Origin of the sequence: Kitasatospora sp. NPDC001309, assembly GCF_042896295.1 — a bacterium.
Lineage (GTDB): Bacteria > Actinomycetota > Actinomycetes > Streptomycetales > Streptomycetaceae > Kitasatospora.
This window is the reverse complement of sequence record NZ_JBIAXC010000001.1, coordinates 136,292-150,117: the sequence shown is the minus strand read 5'-3', so window position 1 is coordinate 150,117 and position 13,826 is coordinate 136,292. Positions and strand designations below refer to the sequence as shown.

The following is a 13,826-nucleotide window of genomic DNA, read 5'->3' as shown; positions in this document are numbered from 1 at the left end:
GTGGCGCAGATCACATTAGCGTCGACGCTTTCGTTTGCTCCACAGCGACGCTTGAACCTCATAGTCGACCTCCGCACCAAGCGCACGAAGGCGTCGAATGCGCGCTCGTTCTCGACGGCCAAGACGCTGCCCCAGCGGAGGAAAAGCCCGCTCCCGGCGCGTAGCAATAGCCGCATGATGCCGTTGAACAGCCTTCACGGAACTGTGCCACCGCTCAACGGTCCGAAGGCTGTATCCAGTCGCGGCCGCGATCTCTTCCGGCGCCATCCCGGCAAGTAGTGCGCGGGCTACTGCATCCCGCGCCTGCTTCGAAAGGGCGTACTCAAGACGTCGAAGCTCAGTCCGCTGCTTCTTGATCCGCGCGAGCTCACTGGGCAACTCATCCGCAAGGGGGCCATCCATGGCCACACGCTACGGGGCCACCCTTTCGCTACCCAAGATCGGCCGCGACCGATGCGTTCTGGCACGCGCGTGGCACAGCCCGAGTAGCACCACAGCAACGACGAAGGGCCAGCTGCACCGGATCACCCCGGTGAGCTGGCCCCTCCGACGTCTCCGCCACGGAGCCCCCTGTCGGGTTCGAACCGACGACCCCCGCTTTACAAGATCAAACGCCCTCGTCGGGGACCGGTCCGAACGCATCCGGCCCGCCGAATCAGAGTGCCCACGGGGACGTCCGGATGCATCGGCGTCCGAGCGTGTTGATGTCGGATAGTGATGTCAGCACTACCCAGATGCAGCCCCGGTCGGCGCTCACAAGGCCCGGGGCCCGACAGCGCAAAGCCGCCGGGCCCCGGCGCTAACTAGGCTGCAGCGCGCAGGGTTTCGTCGGTGAATCCATGCTCGGCCGAGCCTGCGACACGCTGGGCCAGCCAGCCTGACACGCGCGGACCGCCGTTCACAGCGCCCCCCTCTCGCACCGTTCGCACGTGGGTGAATCCGTGGTCCAGGTAGTACTGCTGCAGACGTTCATTCGTGGTCCAGGCATCCAACCGGAGCCACGCAGCGCCCTCGGTGGCGGCGCGCTCGCTTGCCCAATTCAACAGGCGTCCGCCGATGTCGCGGCCGGCGTAGGCTCGCGACACGGTCAGCTTGTTGACGAATCGTGACGGCTCGGCGAGTTCGTCGTCGTTCCAGAGCCCCGGCTCAGCCTCCGGTGTGACGGTTATCGTTCCGGCCGTCTCCGCGCCGTCTCGCAACATGAAGACGATGCCAGCGTCGATCGTGGCCAGCAGCTTGTCTGCGGGGTAGTCGCGACTCCATTGGTCGCTGCCGAGGGTCTGGAGCCAGGCAGCTGCCTCGCGCCGAGAGGCGAGCAGGTACTCAAGGTCGGCAGGCTTGGCGGTTTCAATGATCACTTTTCGCCGCCCAGAGCAGTCAGGTCGCCGATCTCGTAGTTCATTTCGTTCAGGTCTCCACGGAGCGTCGTGATCGTGAAGCGGATCGGCTTGTCCACCGAGTAGCCGGTGCGGCGCCAAACGAGCACCGGAACGCCGTCACCGGTCTGGAGCAACCTGCTCTCCTCGGGTGTGGGCATCCGGGTCGAGATGGCATCGAAGTAGCCCATCTGCTCGACCCCGACTCCGGCCAGGTACCGAGTCGTCCCCTCGTCGATGTCGCCAGGCTCGGCCAAGCGCGGAGCCCTCTCGACCAGCCACATCGGGTAGTTCGTGGCCTGGGTCGACCACGGCACTCCGTCGACATAGCGGTGGCAGAATCGCAGGACCGTCGTCGCGCCCTCCGCGATGTGAAGTCTCTCCGCGACTTCGGCGGACGCGGGCTGCATCTCGACGCGGAACTCCTGGTGCGGTCGGCGCCCGGCCTGCGTGACGTCGGTGTTGTAGGCATCTCCATTCTGGGGGAAAGTCAGGTTCTCGAAGCGCGAGGCGTTCAGGCTGAAGACCTCGTGTGACCTGACCTCGTAGCCCAACCCCTGACTGGGCGCGATGAGGCCCTCGGACACGAGCACCTTCAGGCCATTGCGGACAGTGTTCCGGGAAGCGTCGAAGCGGTCACAGAGGTCGCGCTCGGACGGCAAGCGGGCACCGGGTGCGAAGACTCCAGAGCTGATCTCGCTCCGGAGGATGTCGGCCACGCGACGGTACAGCGGCTGGGTGCTCATGCCTCAATCATGACGCATCCAGTCAACTGGTTCCTACATGTTGAACCAATGGGCTTGACGATCGCGCTCCGTGAGTGCAGCATCATGTTCAGCAGCTTGTACCTACCAGTTGAGCCAGCGGCTCAATGGGAACAAGATGCTTGTAATGGGTCACGCCCAAAACGGGCGTGACCTGCGCAGATGCGACCCGCAGATGTCGGGGGAAGGCGGCCCAGCCGCACGCCCTACGAGCTGCATGGATCGCTGCTCCTTGAGAACTCAACAGTGTGTTGATCAAGAACGAGTGTCTTTGGTCCCTGATCCGCCCCGTATCCATGACTGCGGGCGCGGGTCGGGGGTCATGGCTGCTCGTGATGTGACGAGTGGCTGGGCCCGAATGAGTCGGGGCCGCCGCGCCTTCCTTGGCCGGAGCGCGGCAGCCCCTGGGGCCCACCTCCCTACTGGAAGAGGTAGACCCGTGAAGTCGATTGTTGCAGGCCAGCGCGCCGTGGGCTCCGAGGAGTTCGCGGAGCTGGCGTTGGGTGTGGACGAGGAGCTGTTCGCCGGCGTGGCCGGTGAGTCGGCGGTCGAGCGCCAGGCCCGGTTGGACGTGGCGTACGCGGTGCTGGCGGACCTGCGCCGGGAAGACTTGGAGCTGGCCGGCTACGCCGGGCGGCTGCTGAGCATGGCGCCGGTGCCGCTGGGGCGCCCCGCGGTCGTCCGCCGCACGGCGAGCGTCGAGCGGGTGGCCGCGTGACGGCCGGACTCGCGCTCACGGCGCTCACGTTTGCTCACGACGCGCTCACGACGGGCTCTCCGCTCGCCGGGAGGTGGTCGCGGTGAAGGCGCCGATGAGCCCGGAACAGATCCGCTCGGCCGAGAAGGCGCTGGCGGTTGGCACGTGGACGATCACGCTCGGCGCGGTCCTCTACAGCGTGCTCACGGTGACCCCGCTCATGTCCCACCACACCCCGAAGGACTGGGGGTGGACGGCTCCGATCCTGCCGCTGGTCGTGGACGCGGCGGTGGTGATCGTGGTCCGGATGGACAGCACGCTCGCCCGCCTGGACGGCGACGGCGGCCGGTGGCCGGTCGTGCTGCGCTGGATGACCGGCGCCATGACGGTGCTGCTCAACGTGGGTCAGTCCGCCCTGGACCGTGATCGGGTGGGGGTGGCGGTCCACGCGGTGGCGCCGCTGCTGCTGATCGTCACGGCGGAAACCTCCCTCGCCTACCGGCGGGCGATCGCCGCCGCACTGGCCGCACGAGCGGCCCGTGAGCGCGATGAGCGGGCCGAGCGCGAGCGTCGTCAGGAGGAGCGCCGGCAGCAGGAACGAGAGGACCGGCTGGCCGACTTCGCCCGGGCCGAACAGCGTGACCGTGAGCGCCATGAGCGCGAGCAGCAGACGGCCCGCGAGCAGCGTGAGCACGAGCAGCGCATGGCCCGTGAAGCACGGGACGAGCAGGCCCGCCGGGACGCCGCCGACCGCGACGAACGGCAGCGCCGGCAGGACGCCGAGCGGGCCGACCGCGAGCGTCGTGAGCGCGAGGTGAGCGAGCGTGAGCGCCGTGAGCGCGAGCGTGAGCAGGCCGCCGAGCGCGAGATCGAGCGGCTCCGGCAGGAACTCCTCACCGCCCCCGCCACTGATGAGCAGCTGCCCGAGGACCAGGCCCGGATGAAGATCCAGGACTGCGTGATGGCCGGCATCCCGCAGCGCCGGGCGGCCGACCTGACCGGCTGGTCGGGCGGCTGGGTCGCCGCCCGCTACAAGGAACTGCGCGGCGCCGGTCCGGAGCGGCCTGCCCTGCACGCCGTACCCGCCACCACCGAAGAGACCACCGCCCCCCGCACCGAGGAGCAGGCATCGTGACCACCACCACCGACACCACCACGGCCGGCGCTCAGATCAACGCCGTCGGTTCTCTGCTCGCGCTCTTCACCGCCCACCGTGGCCTCCCCGCGCCGAGGATCACCAGCGAGCGCGTCGTCGCCGACGAGCGCGACGCCTCGGGCAACCTGACGCTCACCGAGGGCATGACCCTCGCCTTCCACCGCGACAACTCCCTCGCCGACTTCGAGCAGTGGCGCCAGGCTCTCGGCATCGACCCGGCCGGTGTCGACCTCTCCACGACGGGTTGCTTCGCCTGGCTCGACGTCACCACCACCCACGCCGGCACGCCGATCAGGCTGGTCGGCTACTTCGAGCTGCCCGAGTCCGCCAGGGACGGCGAGCGGTGAGCCGCCCCCGCCACTGGGACCCCGACGGAGCCCGCCACGGCGGCACCCCGACCTACCCGTGGCGTATGGCCCCGCGTGGCCTCTTCACCCGCCGGCAGCTCCGCGCCAAGGGCCTGCGTCCCGGTGGACAGGACGTCGTCGCGCAGATCATGTGGCGCTCCCGTCGCAGCAAGACCGGCGCCCGGGTCGCCTACCTCTACCGGCTCGACCGGGCCAAGCCGGTGCGGCCGATGACCCCCGCGAAGGCCGCGGCCTTGGCCAAGGCCAACGCCGCCCGCCGCACCTGCCCCGTCTGCGGCCGGGACGCCGGCTACGTCCTTCCCGCGCACCTCGGCACCTGCGTGACCTGCGCTACCGCGCTCGCCGCCTGACTCCAGGGAGACCTGCTATGAGCACTGCTCGCACCTTCCGCGCCACCCACGCCGACAGGCTCGCCCTTGACCTGCCCACCGGCCGGGTGCGCGTCTTCGTCGACCCCGCCGCCACGGCCATCACCGTCCACCTCACCACCGACGACGACCACGGCCCCGCCGCCGACGCCGTCAACCGGGCCCGGATGTCGGAGGGCCGCAACACCGTGAGCATCGACGTCCCGCACGTCGACACCGGCCTCGCCCTCGTCGGCGGCCGCGGCAACACCGTGATCCAGTCCTTCGGGACCGTCACCGGCAACGTCACCGGAATGACGATCATCAACGGCCGGATCGTCACCGGCGGCAGTGTCCACCACATCGGCGCCAGCCCGGTCACCGCCATCGTGCTCCTGCCGGCCGCCGCTCTCGGCATCGCGCTCAAGACGGTCTCCGCCGACCTCGACGCCACCGGCCACCTGGGCGTCGTGTCCGTCACCTCCACCTCCGGCGACGTGCACCTGGACTCCGTGGACATCCTGTCGGCCACCACGATCTCCGGCGACGTCACCGCCCAGCGCACCGGCACCGACGCCGAGATCCGCACCACCTCCGGAGACGTGCACATCGCCGTCCACGAGGGCCACACCGCCACCGTCACCACCGTCTCCGGCGACGTCCGACTCACCGCCGGCACCCGCGCCACCGGCAGCGTGTCCGTGCGCACGGTCTCCGGCGACATCGGCCTGACCGGCGCCGGTCGCCTCGACGTCACCGCCCGCACCATCTCCGGCCGCAAGAACCAGCGCTGAGGGGCCCGGACATGGCTGTCACCGAGATCACCGTCACCTCGTTCGGCTACCTGCACGGCGCCCCGCCCGAGGCGCACCTGACCCTCGACCTGCGCCGCCACTTCCGTGACCCGCACGTCGACCCGACCCTGCGCGACCTCACGGCGAACGACCTGCCGGTCCGCGGGGCGGTCCTGACGACCCCGGGTATCCGGGAGCTGATCGTCGCGACCGCGCTGCTGGCCGACGCCTACGAGGCCGGGCCGGCCGAGGCGCCGCTGACCATCGCGGTCGGCTGCGCGGGCGGCCGCCACCGCGCCGCGACCGTCGCCATGGCCCTGGCCCGGCGCCTGTCCAAGACCGGCATCCCCGTCGACCTCGTGCACCGCGACCTCGACAAGCCCGTGCACGAGCGCACCGCCGACGGCGACGCCGTCACCCCGTCCCGCGGCTGACGGCTGCCTGTCCTCGCCCGGCCCATCTGGGGTCGGGCGGGGGCGGGGAGCCGGGACAGTCCCGGCCCGCAGGGGAGGCACCGCAATGAGCGTGAACACCACGTCGCCGAACAGCGGCGCGAACAACGCCGGCGGCAACAACAACCGCAACGGCTTCGGCTCCGGGGCGACGTTCGCCCCCGGGATCAGCATCAACCTCAACAAGACCACCAACGGTGGCGGTGGCGGCGCCCCGCGGCCGGGCGCCGCCGCGAACCCCGGCACCGGCGTGGACCGCACCTCGCCCCTGGTCCTGCCGGAGCCCGCGTTCTACTCGGCCGCCGACGTGCGCTCCTACTGCGAGGCGCTGCGCGCGTTCGCCGCCTACTCCGCGATCGAGGTGGAGGTGGGGGCCGAGATCCTCAAGGCCGCGCTGGAGCAGGCCCCGCCCGTCCCGGGCGACCACGGGTTCCGGGCGAAGATGCGCGCCCGCGCCGTCGCCAAGAAGGTCTCCAAGGCCGCCGACGCCCTGGCCGACGCGGCCAAGGACGCGGCCGGCGCCTGGGCGGCCTTCCAGCGCGAGTACGCCGACGTCATGACCCCCCGCCCCGCGCAGCAGCAGCGGCGCCCGTTCCAGTTCTGAGAGGAAGCCCGCCATGTCGAAGAAGGACGTCGACCCTGACCAGCAGCACCGGGAGAACCTGGAAGGGGCCAGCACGGGGCGGGGCATCGCCGCGTGGCTGGCGCACCGGGCTAAGCCCTACACCCCGCCGTGGATCCTGACCGGCATGGTCGGGATCGCCGGGTCCGCCGCTTCCCTGGAGTGGCAGGGCTCGGCGGCGGCCGGCGTCGGCCTCACCCTGGGCTCCGTCGCCCTGACTGGCATGACCTGGTGGGCGGGCAAGCGCACGGGCCCGCAGCGGCGTCTGCACTCGGCCGTGACGGTGGCCGCGGCTTCGGCGTGGGTGACCGGGGCCGCGCTCGCCGGGCCGACGGCCGGGCCGCTGCCGGACGCCTTCCTGATGGGCGGCCCGGTCGTGGCCCTGTCCTGGAACATCCGCCAGGTCATGCGCCGCAACCCCGACGCCGTCCAGGCCGCCGACAACGCCGACGGCTCGCTGCTGGAGAAGGTCAAGCTCGCCGGAGCGAAGATCCGCAAGGCCGAAGTCGAACCGAACCGCGTCACCGCCGAACTCACCCTCCCCGCTGGGGAGATGACCAACGAGGACGTCACCCGGGCGCTGCCGAACATCGCGTCGGGCCTGGACGTCGCCCCGACCGCCGTGCGCTACCTGCCCGACCCCGACTCCGCCCGGCGCGGTGAGCTGGTCGTGGTGCCCCGCGACATGCTCGCCGAGGTGGTCGAGTGGGAGATGCCCACCAACGTGGGTGGGTCGATCGCCGAGCCGCTGGTCATCGGCCGCTACGACGACGGCTCCCCGCTCATGCTGTGGCTGCCCGGCGACCCGGAGGCCGGCCGCAACAGCACCCACCTGCTGATCTGCGGCATGTCCGGATCCGGCAAGGGCGACGGCGCGCTGAACGTCCTGACCGAGATCATGGGCCGCCGGGACGTCATCGTCTGGCTCAGCGACCCCAAGGCCTTCCAGGACTTCGGCCCGCTGCGGCCCGGCCTGGACTGGGCCGTCGAAGGCGGCGCCCCGACCGAGACCATGGTCACCGCCATGCAGGCCGCCATCCCCGCCCGTACCCGCTGGCTCGGCGCCCACGGCTACCGCCAGTGGACGCCGGCCGCCGCCGAGCAGCAGTCCGATCCGGCGCACTCCTGCCAGAAGGGCCGCGCCTGCGGCTGCCCCGGGATGCCGTTCCTGGTCGCCTGGTACGAGGAAGCGGCGAACACCCTGCGGTTCATGGGGGAGGACGCGTTCACCGGCGCTGCCCAGGAAGCCCGCTCCGCCGGGATCGCGCTGGTCATCAGCCTCCAGCGGCCCAGTCACGACCAGATGTCCACCAGCACCCGGGCCAGCCTGCCCAGCGCGCTCGCGTTCGGTCTGGACGCCCGGGACGAGGGCATGGCCCTGCCCGGCCCGGTCCTGGACGCCGGCGCCCGCCCCGGTGCCTGGGCCAACCGCCGCCCCGGCTACTGCTACCTCGTCACCCCCGGCGTCGAAGAGCAGCGCTACAGCTCCCCCGGCCGCACCTTCCGCTTCACCGGCAAGGCCGCCCGCGTCATGGAGCAGCTCGCCGCCTGGTCGGTGCGCAACGGCGCCAAGGTCGACCCCGTCACCGCGAAGGCCGCCGCCGCCACCGCCGGCAAGGCCTACACCGACCGCCACCAGGGCGCCACCGACGAGGACGAGGACAGCGTGTACGCCACCCCGGACAACGACGGCAGTGACGACGTCGACGGGCGGGTGGACCCGGAGGACGCCGACCTGGACCCGCAGGCCGAACTCCCCCCGGTCCCCGACAGCATGGCCGGCATCGCCTTCGGCCCCGAGTCGACCGCCCCGGACTTCACCCCCGAAGAGGCCCGGGCCGCCATGGACGCCATCGTGGCCGCCTTCGAGCAGGCCGGCGTGATGGTGATCGGCCCCAAGGACGTCATGCAGCAGGCCGCCCAGTTCGGCCGCTCCCGCCCGTGGGTCTCCGGGGAGTTCCGCCGACTCGTGGACGAAGGCCGTCTCGTGGCCACCGCGAAGGGCGGCCGGTACCGGATCGTCCCCACCCCGGCGCTGGTCTGACACCCCCTGACACCTGACACCCCCTGACACCCATTCCCCTAGGCAGACGGGGTGTCAGACGGCCCTTGACACCGTCTGACACCCCGCTCTGACGCCTGCCCTGACACCTCCTGACGGGAGACGCACCGTGGACCACACCGCCCCGCAGCCCGCCGTCCCCACGGTGCTCTACACCCCGGACGGCACCCCCTACTACGCCCACCAGCCCGCCCCCGCGCCCCTCGCCCTCTACCACCCGCCCACCCCGCTCCCCGCGCCGATCCACCACCCCGGGCTCACCTACCTGCCCGCCCCGGTGGCCCCCGCCCCGCTCCCGGCGCCGGTCGCCGTTCCGGCCCGGGACGTGTGGCCCGCCCGCCTGCTCGCCGGCGGCATCGGCATCGGCGCCGGAGGACTCGGACTCGGCTTCCTGCTCCAGACCCTCGCCGCCGCCACCACCGGGCTCGGCCTGCTCGTCGCCGCCCTCGGCGTCCTCTACCTGCTCAAGAACAGCGGCGGGGGCAGCCGCGGCGGCGGGGGCGCCGTGAACGTGAGCGTCAACGTCACCAACCGCAACCGCTGACCTGGGGAGACTCGCATGGCCCTGCGCCTGACCTGCTACACCCTGCCCCGGCTCGAACTCTGGCTGATCGACACCCCCCGCCCGCGCTGCCCCCAGTGCGGGGGCGACGGCTGGTGGACCGACGGATGGGACGACGAGACCGGCGAGCACCCGGACGCCGAGTACGTGAACTGCGGCTGCTGGAACCCCGACCGGCGCAGCTGCCTGCTCGTCGTCCCGTCCTGGGCCGCCCGCTTCTGGCCCGGCTGGACCCCGCCCGACACCGAAACGTACTGACCGGCGGTGGGCAGCCACCTCGACTGGCGCGACGCCCGCCACTACGACCGCACCGGCGACCGCCCCTGCCGCTGGTGCGGCCGCCCCACCCCGCTGCGGGACGAGCGGCGCAGGCCTTCCCACAAGGTCTGCGCCGAGGCGAACGCGGCGAACGAGAACGGCGGCCCCCTTCCGCCAAGAACCGGGGCGCCGCCAATCCAGCACAGAACTGGAGGAGTCCAGCATGACCCATCTGCCCCCGATCCGGGGAGAGCACCTGTCCACCGCGCTCTCCCTGGCCGCCGACGGCGTGCCCGCCCTGCCCTTGCGGGCCGGGAAGGCCACGTTCGGCAACTGCCAGCGCTGCACCGGCAACGCGTGCGGCGGCCGGCCGAACATGAAGACCCCCGGCCCCTGTGCCTGCCCGAGGCCGTGCCACGGCTGGGCCGCCGCGACCACCGACCCCGACGTCATCAACTCGCCCGAGTGGGCGCGGGCGTGGCGCGAGGCGGCGGCGGTGGCCTACCACCCCGGCGGCGCCGGGTGGACCGTCGTCGACCTCGACAACGCGGAGGCCATCACCTGGGCGCGCGAGACCCTGCCCGCCACGCGGACCGTGCCCACCACCCGGGGAGAGCACTGGCTCTACCAGGGCGTCATGCCCTCGCGGAACGCGGTCCGGCCCGACGTGGACATCAAGTCGTCCATGCAGTACGCCCGGTGGCTCGGCCCCGGCGCCGGCACCATGACGGCCCTGCCGGACGTCGTCCGCGACCTGGTCGTGAAGACGCCCGCGGTCGTCCGACCGGCGGCGGTCGCGGTGCCCACTCTGGCCGGGGGCGGGAAGTGCCCGCACCGCACCCCGGCGTACCTGAGCCGCGGAATCGCCATGGCCGAGCAGCGCATCACCGAGGCGCTCAGCGCGGTCCACAGCACGGTGTTCGCAACGTTCCTCGCCGTGCTCTCCACCCACGGCCGGTGCGGGTGCCTGACCGATGCGCACACCGAGCGGCTGTTCGCCGCCGCGCAGGCCAAGGGCGAGTCGCCCCGGCACTGCGCCGACGCCTGGGCCAACGCCCTGACCCGGCTGGGGATGTAGCCGTGGCCGAGGACGAGAAGAACCCGGCGCGCGTGGTCGTCGCCGACTACGCCCGCCAGCACTTCCGGTACTTCCGCACCGCCGACGGCGCCGTGTACGCCCAGCGCACCGGCCACCCCGTGGCCCGGCCGATCCGCTCCCAGGGCACCACCGGCAGCCACCGCCAGGAACTCATGGCCGGCCTGTTCAAGGACGGGCGCGGCGTCTTCAACGGCACCGCCATCAAGGAGGCGTTGGACTTGATCGAAGCACTCGCACTGACCGAGGACGTGCAGCCCGTCCACATCCGGGTCGCCCCCGGCTTCGACGGCGCCACGTGGCTCGACCTCGGGCGCGCCGACGGGCAGTCCGTGCGCATCCACCCCACCGGCTGGGACATCACCGTCCCCGACCCGCGTGAGGTGTGCTGGAAGCGCACCCAGCTCACCGGAGAACTCCCCCTGCCCGCCCGGGACACCGACGGCAAGGGCATCGACCTGCTGTTGCGGCTGACGAACTTCGCCGACGCGGCAACCGAGTGCCTCGCGATCGCGTGGCTGATCGGCTGCCTGGGGCCGTCCGTGCCCGTCCCGGCCCCGTTCCTCACCGGCCCGCAGGGCGCGGGCAAGTCCACCGGCGGCCGGATGCTGACCAGGATCATCGAGGGCATGAGCGGGGACCTGCGCCGGGCCCCGAAGGGCGAGGAAGACCTGATCGCGGCGGTCGCGGCCGGGTGGGTCACCGCCCTGGACAACCTGAGCCACATGGGCCCGGACCTGTCCGACGCCATGTGCTGCATCGTCACCGGAGCCGAGTCCGTCAAGCGCGCCCTGTTCACCGACGGGGACGTGCACCGCTCCGCCTACCGCCGGCCCCTGCTGCTGACCGGCATCGACGTCGGCGTCATCCGCCCCGACCTCGCCGAACGCCTCCTGCCCCTGCGCCTGGAGCGCCCCAGCATCCGGCGCACCGAGGCGGAGCTGTGGGCGGAGTACGCCGAGGTGCTGCCCGTCGTCCTCGGGTCCCTGCTCGACCTGACGGTCAAGGTCCGCGCCGCCGAAGCCGAGACCCCGACCGACCTGCGCATGGCCGACTTCGCCCACCTGTGCGCACAGCTCGACACCGCGACCGGCTTCGGATCGCTGGCCGCCTACCGGGCCAGCCTGGACGACCTCAACGACGACGTCATCGAAGGCGACCTGTTGGCGCAGACCGTCCTCCAGCACGCCGAGACCATCGCCCCGGGACAGGCGCAACGCATGTCCTCCACCGAGTGGCTGCAGTGCCTCAGCCGCCTCTACAGCGGCGACGAGCTCCGCCCCCTGCCCAAGGGCTGGCCGACCACCGGCAAGGTCCTCTCCGACCGACTCAAGCGCCTCCAGCCCACCCTTGCGGCCCGAGGCGTCCTCATCGACTCCGGCCGTACGAAGGAGCGCCGCTACCTCGAAATGGCCCGACCGGCGGCCCCCGTCGAGCACGAGCAGACCCGGCTGCTCTGACCGCTCCGGACAAGCAAGAAGAGCACTCGGCTCCGTCGCCGCCGGGTGCTCTTCTTGCTGTTCGGCGAAGCCGCCCAAAGGTCGTGCCGCGAAGCGGCTCCTTCTTCACGCTCTGAGGCACGCCTAACTACATCAACAGCCCCCTTCTTTTCCTAAGTAGGAAGACGCTGCGTCACCTGCGTCACACGGCCTCGGAAACCGCCTCTGACCTGCGCCGAAGGTGGTGACGCAGACGACGGCCGCTGCGTCATCCTGCGTCACCTGCGTCATCGGATGACGCGGCCGATGACGCACCGGTGACGCAGACCCCGCCCGCTGCGTCACGCAAAACCGCAGGTCACAGACCTGAATGACGCAGATGACGCGATGACGCAGAAATCCCCACCTCGGACAAACACGCCCCGCGAGAAGCCCCTGTCCCTGCCACCGCCCAGGGAGCCCACGTGAGCACCATCCCGCCCCTCGCTCTGGAAGTCCCGGAGGTCATGGAGGCCCTGCGGCTGAGTCGCAGCAAGGTCTACGACCTCATCCGCACGAAGAAGCTTGCGAGCTTCAAGGAAGGCGCCTCCCGCCGCATCCCCGTGACCGCCCTGCACGACTACGTCCGCACCAAGATGGAGGAAGCCGCCTGATGGTGAAGAAGCGCAACCCCAATGGCGCCGGCACCGTGACCCTCCGCAAGGACGGCCGGTACCAGGCTGCCGTCTACGTCCCGCAGCCCGATGGCACCCGGGCCCGCAAGTTCGTCTACGGCAAGACCTGGACGGAGTGCGACGAGAAGCGCCAGGAACTCGTCCGGCGCGACCGGCAGGGCGTCCCGACGCCCACCCGGTCGGCCAAGCTCGCCGAGTGGCTCCCCTACTGGCTGGAGCACTTCATCGCGCCGCACCGCAAGCGGACGACGTACGACAAGTACGAGATGCACGTCCGGCTTCACCTGGTGCCGGTACTCGGCTCCAAGAGCCTGGAGAAGCTCGGCACCGCCGACGTCCGCAAGCTCATCAGCACCGTGACCAAGAAGGTGTCGGCGGCCACCGCCAAAGAGTCGCACCTCGTGCTCCGCACGGCGCTCTCCGCCGCCGTGCGGGACGAACTGATCACCCGCAACGTCGCCAAGCTCGTCCAAGCCCCCCGAGTGGAGTACCGAGTGACCAAGCCCTGGAGCCTCGACGACACGCTGATCTTCCTGGAGGGATCCCGGCGGGACCCGCTGTACGCCGCGTTCGTCCTCGCCGTGGCGCTCGGCCTGCGGCGAGGGGAGATCCTCGGGCTGCACTGGTCCGACATCGACCTGGAGAACCGCACCCTGACCGTCCGGCGCCAACTCCAGCGCCGGGACGGCGAGCTGTACGAGGACACCCCGAAGTCGCGCCGCCAGCGGGTCATCCCGCTCCCGATGATGTGCGTCGCTCCCCTTCGCTGGCAGCGACTCCGCCAGGCCGAGCAGCGACGCCTGCGGCTGGCGGCGGGGAGGGACTGGCCGGAGTCAGGCTCCGTCTTCACCACGGCGACCGGCCAGCCGATCGAGCCGCGGAACCTCACCCGCTCGTTCACCCGGGTCGCCAAGGCCGAGGCCCTGCCGCCGATCCGGCTGCACGACACCCGGCACGGGTGCGCGACGCTCCTGTCCGCCGCCGGCGTCGCGCCCCGGGACCTGATGGCGATCCTCGGCCACAGCCAGATCGCCGTCACGATGGAGATCTACACGCACGTGGTGCAGGAGAGGCAGCGCGAGGCGATGAGCCACATGGACCGCCTGTTGAAGCGCCGCCGCAAGACCGACTGATGTCATCCGGAGATGTCAGAACGCCC

16 protein-coding genes are annotated in these 13,826 nt (G+C 71.4%); 14 read left to right on the top strand and 2 right to left on the bottom strand.

The genetic code is table 11. The features are described 5' to 3' along the window. Nucleotides 1–803: 803 nt before the first annotated feature. Nucleotides 804–1,358, bottom strand: a complete 555-nt coding sequence (locus ACFY2K_RS00725; protein ID WP_387709037.1) for a GNAT family N-acetyltransferase — start codon at nucleotides 1,356–1,358, stop codon at nucleotides 804–806. Further along, entirely contained in the window at nucleotides 1,355–2,122 is a 768-nt protein-coding gene (locus tag ACFY2K_RS00720) for a GntR family transcriptional regulator (RefSeq protein ID WP_387709035.1), read from the bottom strand. The genes ACFY2K_RS00725 and ACFY2K_RS00720 overlap by 4 nt, the downstream gene beginning before the upstream one ends. A 457-nt stretch (nucleotides 2,123–2,579) precedes the next feature. Here ACFY2K_RS00720 and ACFY2K_RS00715 point away from each other — a divergent pair, with 457 nt between their 5' ends. The 14 genes from ACFY2K_RS00715 (at nucleotide 2,580) to xerC (ending at nucleotide 13,800) form a co-directional block, all read left to right on the top strand. Continuing rightward, entirely contained in the window at nucleotides 2,580–2,858 is a 279-nt protein-coding gene (locus tag ACFY2K_RS00715) for a hypothetical protein (protein ID WP_387709033.1), read from the top strand. 94 nt (nucleotides 2,859–2,952) lie between these two features. Beyond that, nucleotides 2,953–3,972 carry a DUF2637 domain-containing protein gene (locus ACFY2K_RS00710; protein WP_387709031.1) on the top strand — a complete coding sequence of 340 codons (1,020 nt, stop codon included), beginning with the start codon at nucleotides 2,953–2,955 and terminating at the stop codon, nucleotides 3,970–3,972. Continuing rightward, a complete protein-coding gene (locus ACFY2K_RS00705; protein WP_387709029.1) occupies nucleotides 3,969–4,340 on the top strand; it encodes a hypothetical protein in 372 nt (123 codons plus the stop codon). The genes ACFY2K_RS00710 and ACFY2K_RS00705 overlap by 4 nt, the downstream gene beginning before the upstream one ends. Beyond that, nucleotides 4,337–4,711: an RRQRL motif-containing zinc-binding protein gene (locus ACFY2K_RS00700; protein WP_387709027.1), complete on the top strand. Its 375-nt coding sequence runs from the start codon at nucleotides 4,337–4,339 to the stop codon at nucleotides 4,709–4,711. Before ACFY2K_RS00705 ends, ACFY2K_RS00700 begins: the two co-directional genes overlap by 4 nt. A 17-nt stretch (nucleotides 4,712–4,728) precedes the next feature. Next, nucleotides 4,729–5,502 (top strand): DUF4097 family beta strand repeat-containing protein, encoded by a 774-nt coding sequence (locus ACFY2K_RS00695; protein ID WP_380531960.1) that lies wholly within the window; start codon nucleotides 4,729–4,731, stop codon nucleotides 5,500–5,502. A gap of 11 nt (nucleotides 5,503–5,513) precedes the next feature. After that, complete coding sequence (locus tag ACFY2K_RS00690; RefSeq protein WP_387709025.1) at nucleotides 5,514–5,936, top strand: ATPase; 423 nt, start codon at nucleotides 5,514–5,516, stop codon at nucleotides 5,934–5,936. 85 nt (nucleotides 5,937–6,021) lie between these two features. Further along, complete coding sequence (gene traA / locus ACFY2K_RS00685) at nucleotides 6,022–6,558, top strand: plasmid transfer protein TraA (protein WP_380531955.1); 537 nt, start codon at nucleotides 6,022–6,024, stop codon at nucleotides 6,556–6,558. A 13-nt stretch (nucleotides 6,559–6,571) separates the two neighbouring features. Further along, a complete protein-coding gene (traB, locus tag ACFY2K_RS00680) occupies nucleotides 6,572–8,620 on the top strand; it encodes a plasmid transfer protein TraB (protein ID WP_387709023.1) in 2,049 nt (682 codons plus the stop codon). 127 nt (nucleotides 8,621–8,747) lie between these two features. Continuing rightward, complete coding sequence (locus ACFY2K_RS00675; protein ID WP_387709022.1) at nucleotides 8,748–9,182, top strand: hypothetical protein; 435 nt, start codon at nucleotides 8,748–8,750, stop codon at nucleotides 9,180–9,182. A 15-nt stretch (nucleotides 9,183–9,197) separates the two neighbouring features. Further along, on the top strand, nucleotides 9,198–9,458 hold the full coding sequence (locus ACFY2K_RS00670; protein ID WP_387709020.1) for a hypothetical protein: 261 nt from the start codon (nucleotides 9,198–9,200) through the stop codon (nucleotides 9,456–9,458). Between the two features lie 223 nt (nucleotides 9,459–9,681). Beyond that, entirely contained in the window at nucleotides 9,682–10,536 is an 855-nt protein-coding gene (locus ACFY2K_RS00665; RefSeq protein WP_387709018.1) for a DNA primase, read from the top strand. A gap of 2 nt (nucleotides 10,537–10,538) precedes the next feature. After that, nucleotides 10,539–12,014, top strand: a complete 1,476-nt coding sequence (locus tag ACFY2K_RS00660) for an ATP-binding protein (RefSeq protein ID WP_387709016.1) — start codon at nucleotides 10,539–10,541, stop codon at nucleotides 12,012–12,014. A gap of 443 nt (nucleotides 12,015–12,457) precedes the next feature. Beyond that, nucleotides 12,458–12,646, top strand: coding sequence for a helix-turn-helix domain-containing protein (locus ACFY2K_RS00655; RefSeq protein WP_387709014.1), 189 nt, complete (start codon nucleotides 12,458–12,460; stop codon nucleotides 12,644–12,646). After that, nucleotides 12,646–13,800 carry a tyrosine recombinase XerC gene (gene xerC / locus ACFY2K_RS00650; RefSeq protein ID WP_387709012.1) on the top strand — a complete coding sequence of 385 codons (1,155 nt, stop codon included), beginning with the start codon at nucleotides 12,646–12,648 and terminating at the stop codon, nucleotides 13,798–13,800. The genes ACFY2K_RS00655 and xerC overlap by 1 nt, the downstream gene beginning before the upstream one ends. The last annotated feature ends 26 nt before the right edge of the window (nucleotides 13,801–13,826 follow it).

Excerpts from the sequence above, each read along its gene's own strand:
- ACFY2K_RS00720 (WP_387709035.1), bottom strand. The coding sequence starts at position 2,122 with ATGAGCACCCAGCCGCTGTACCGTCGCGTGGCCGACATCCTCCGGAGC.
- ACFY2K_RS00710 (WP_387709031.1), top strand. The coding sequence starts at position 2,953 with ATGAGCCCGGAACAGATCCGCTCGGCCGAGAAGGCGCTGGCGGTTGGC.
- ACFY2K_RS00695 (WP_380531960.1), top strand. The coding sequence starts at position 4,729 with ATGAGCACTGCTCGCACCTTCCGCGCCACCCACGCCGACAGGCTCGCC.
- ACFY2K_RS00690 (WP_387709025.1), top strand. The coding sequence starts at position 5,514 with ATGGCTGTCACCGAGATCACCGTCACCTCGTTCGGCTACCTGCACGGC.
- traA (WP_380531955.1), top strand. The coding sequence starts at position 6,022 with ATGAGCGTGAACACCACGTCGCCGAACAGCGGCGCGAACAACGCCGGC.
- traB (WP_387709023.1), top strand. The coding sequence starts at position 6,572 with ATGTCGAAGAAGGACGTCGACCCTGACCAGCAGCACCGGGAGAACCTG.
- ACFY2K_RS00670 (WP_387709020.1), top strand. The coding sequence starts at position 9,198 with ATGGCCCTGCGCCTGACCTGCTACACCCTGCCCCGGCTCGAACTCTGG.
- ACFY2K_RS00665 (WP_387709018.1), top strand. The coding sequence starts at position 9,682 with ATGACCCATCTGCCCCCGATCCGGGGAGAGCACCTGTCCACCGCGCTC.
- xerC (WP_387709012.1), top strand. The coding sequence starts at position 12,646 with ATGGTGAAGAAGCGCAACCCCAATGGCGCCGGCACCGTGACCCTCCGC.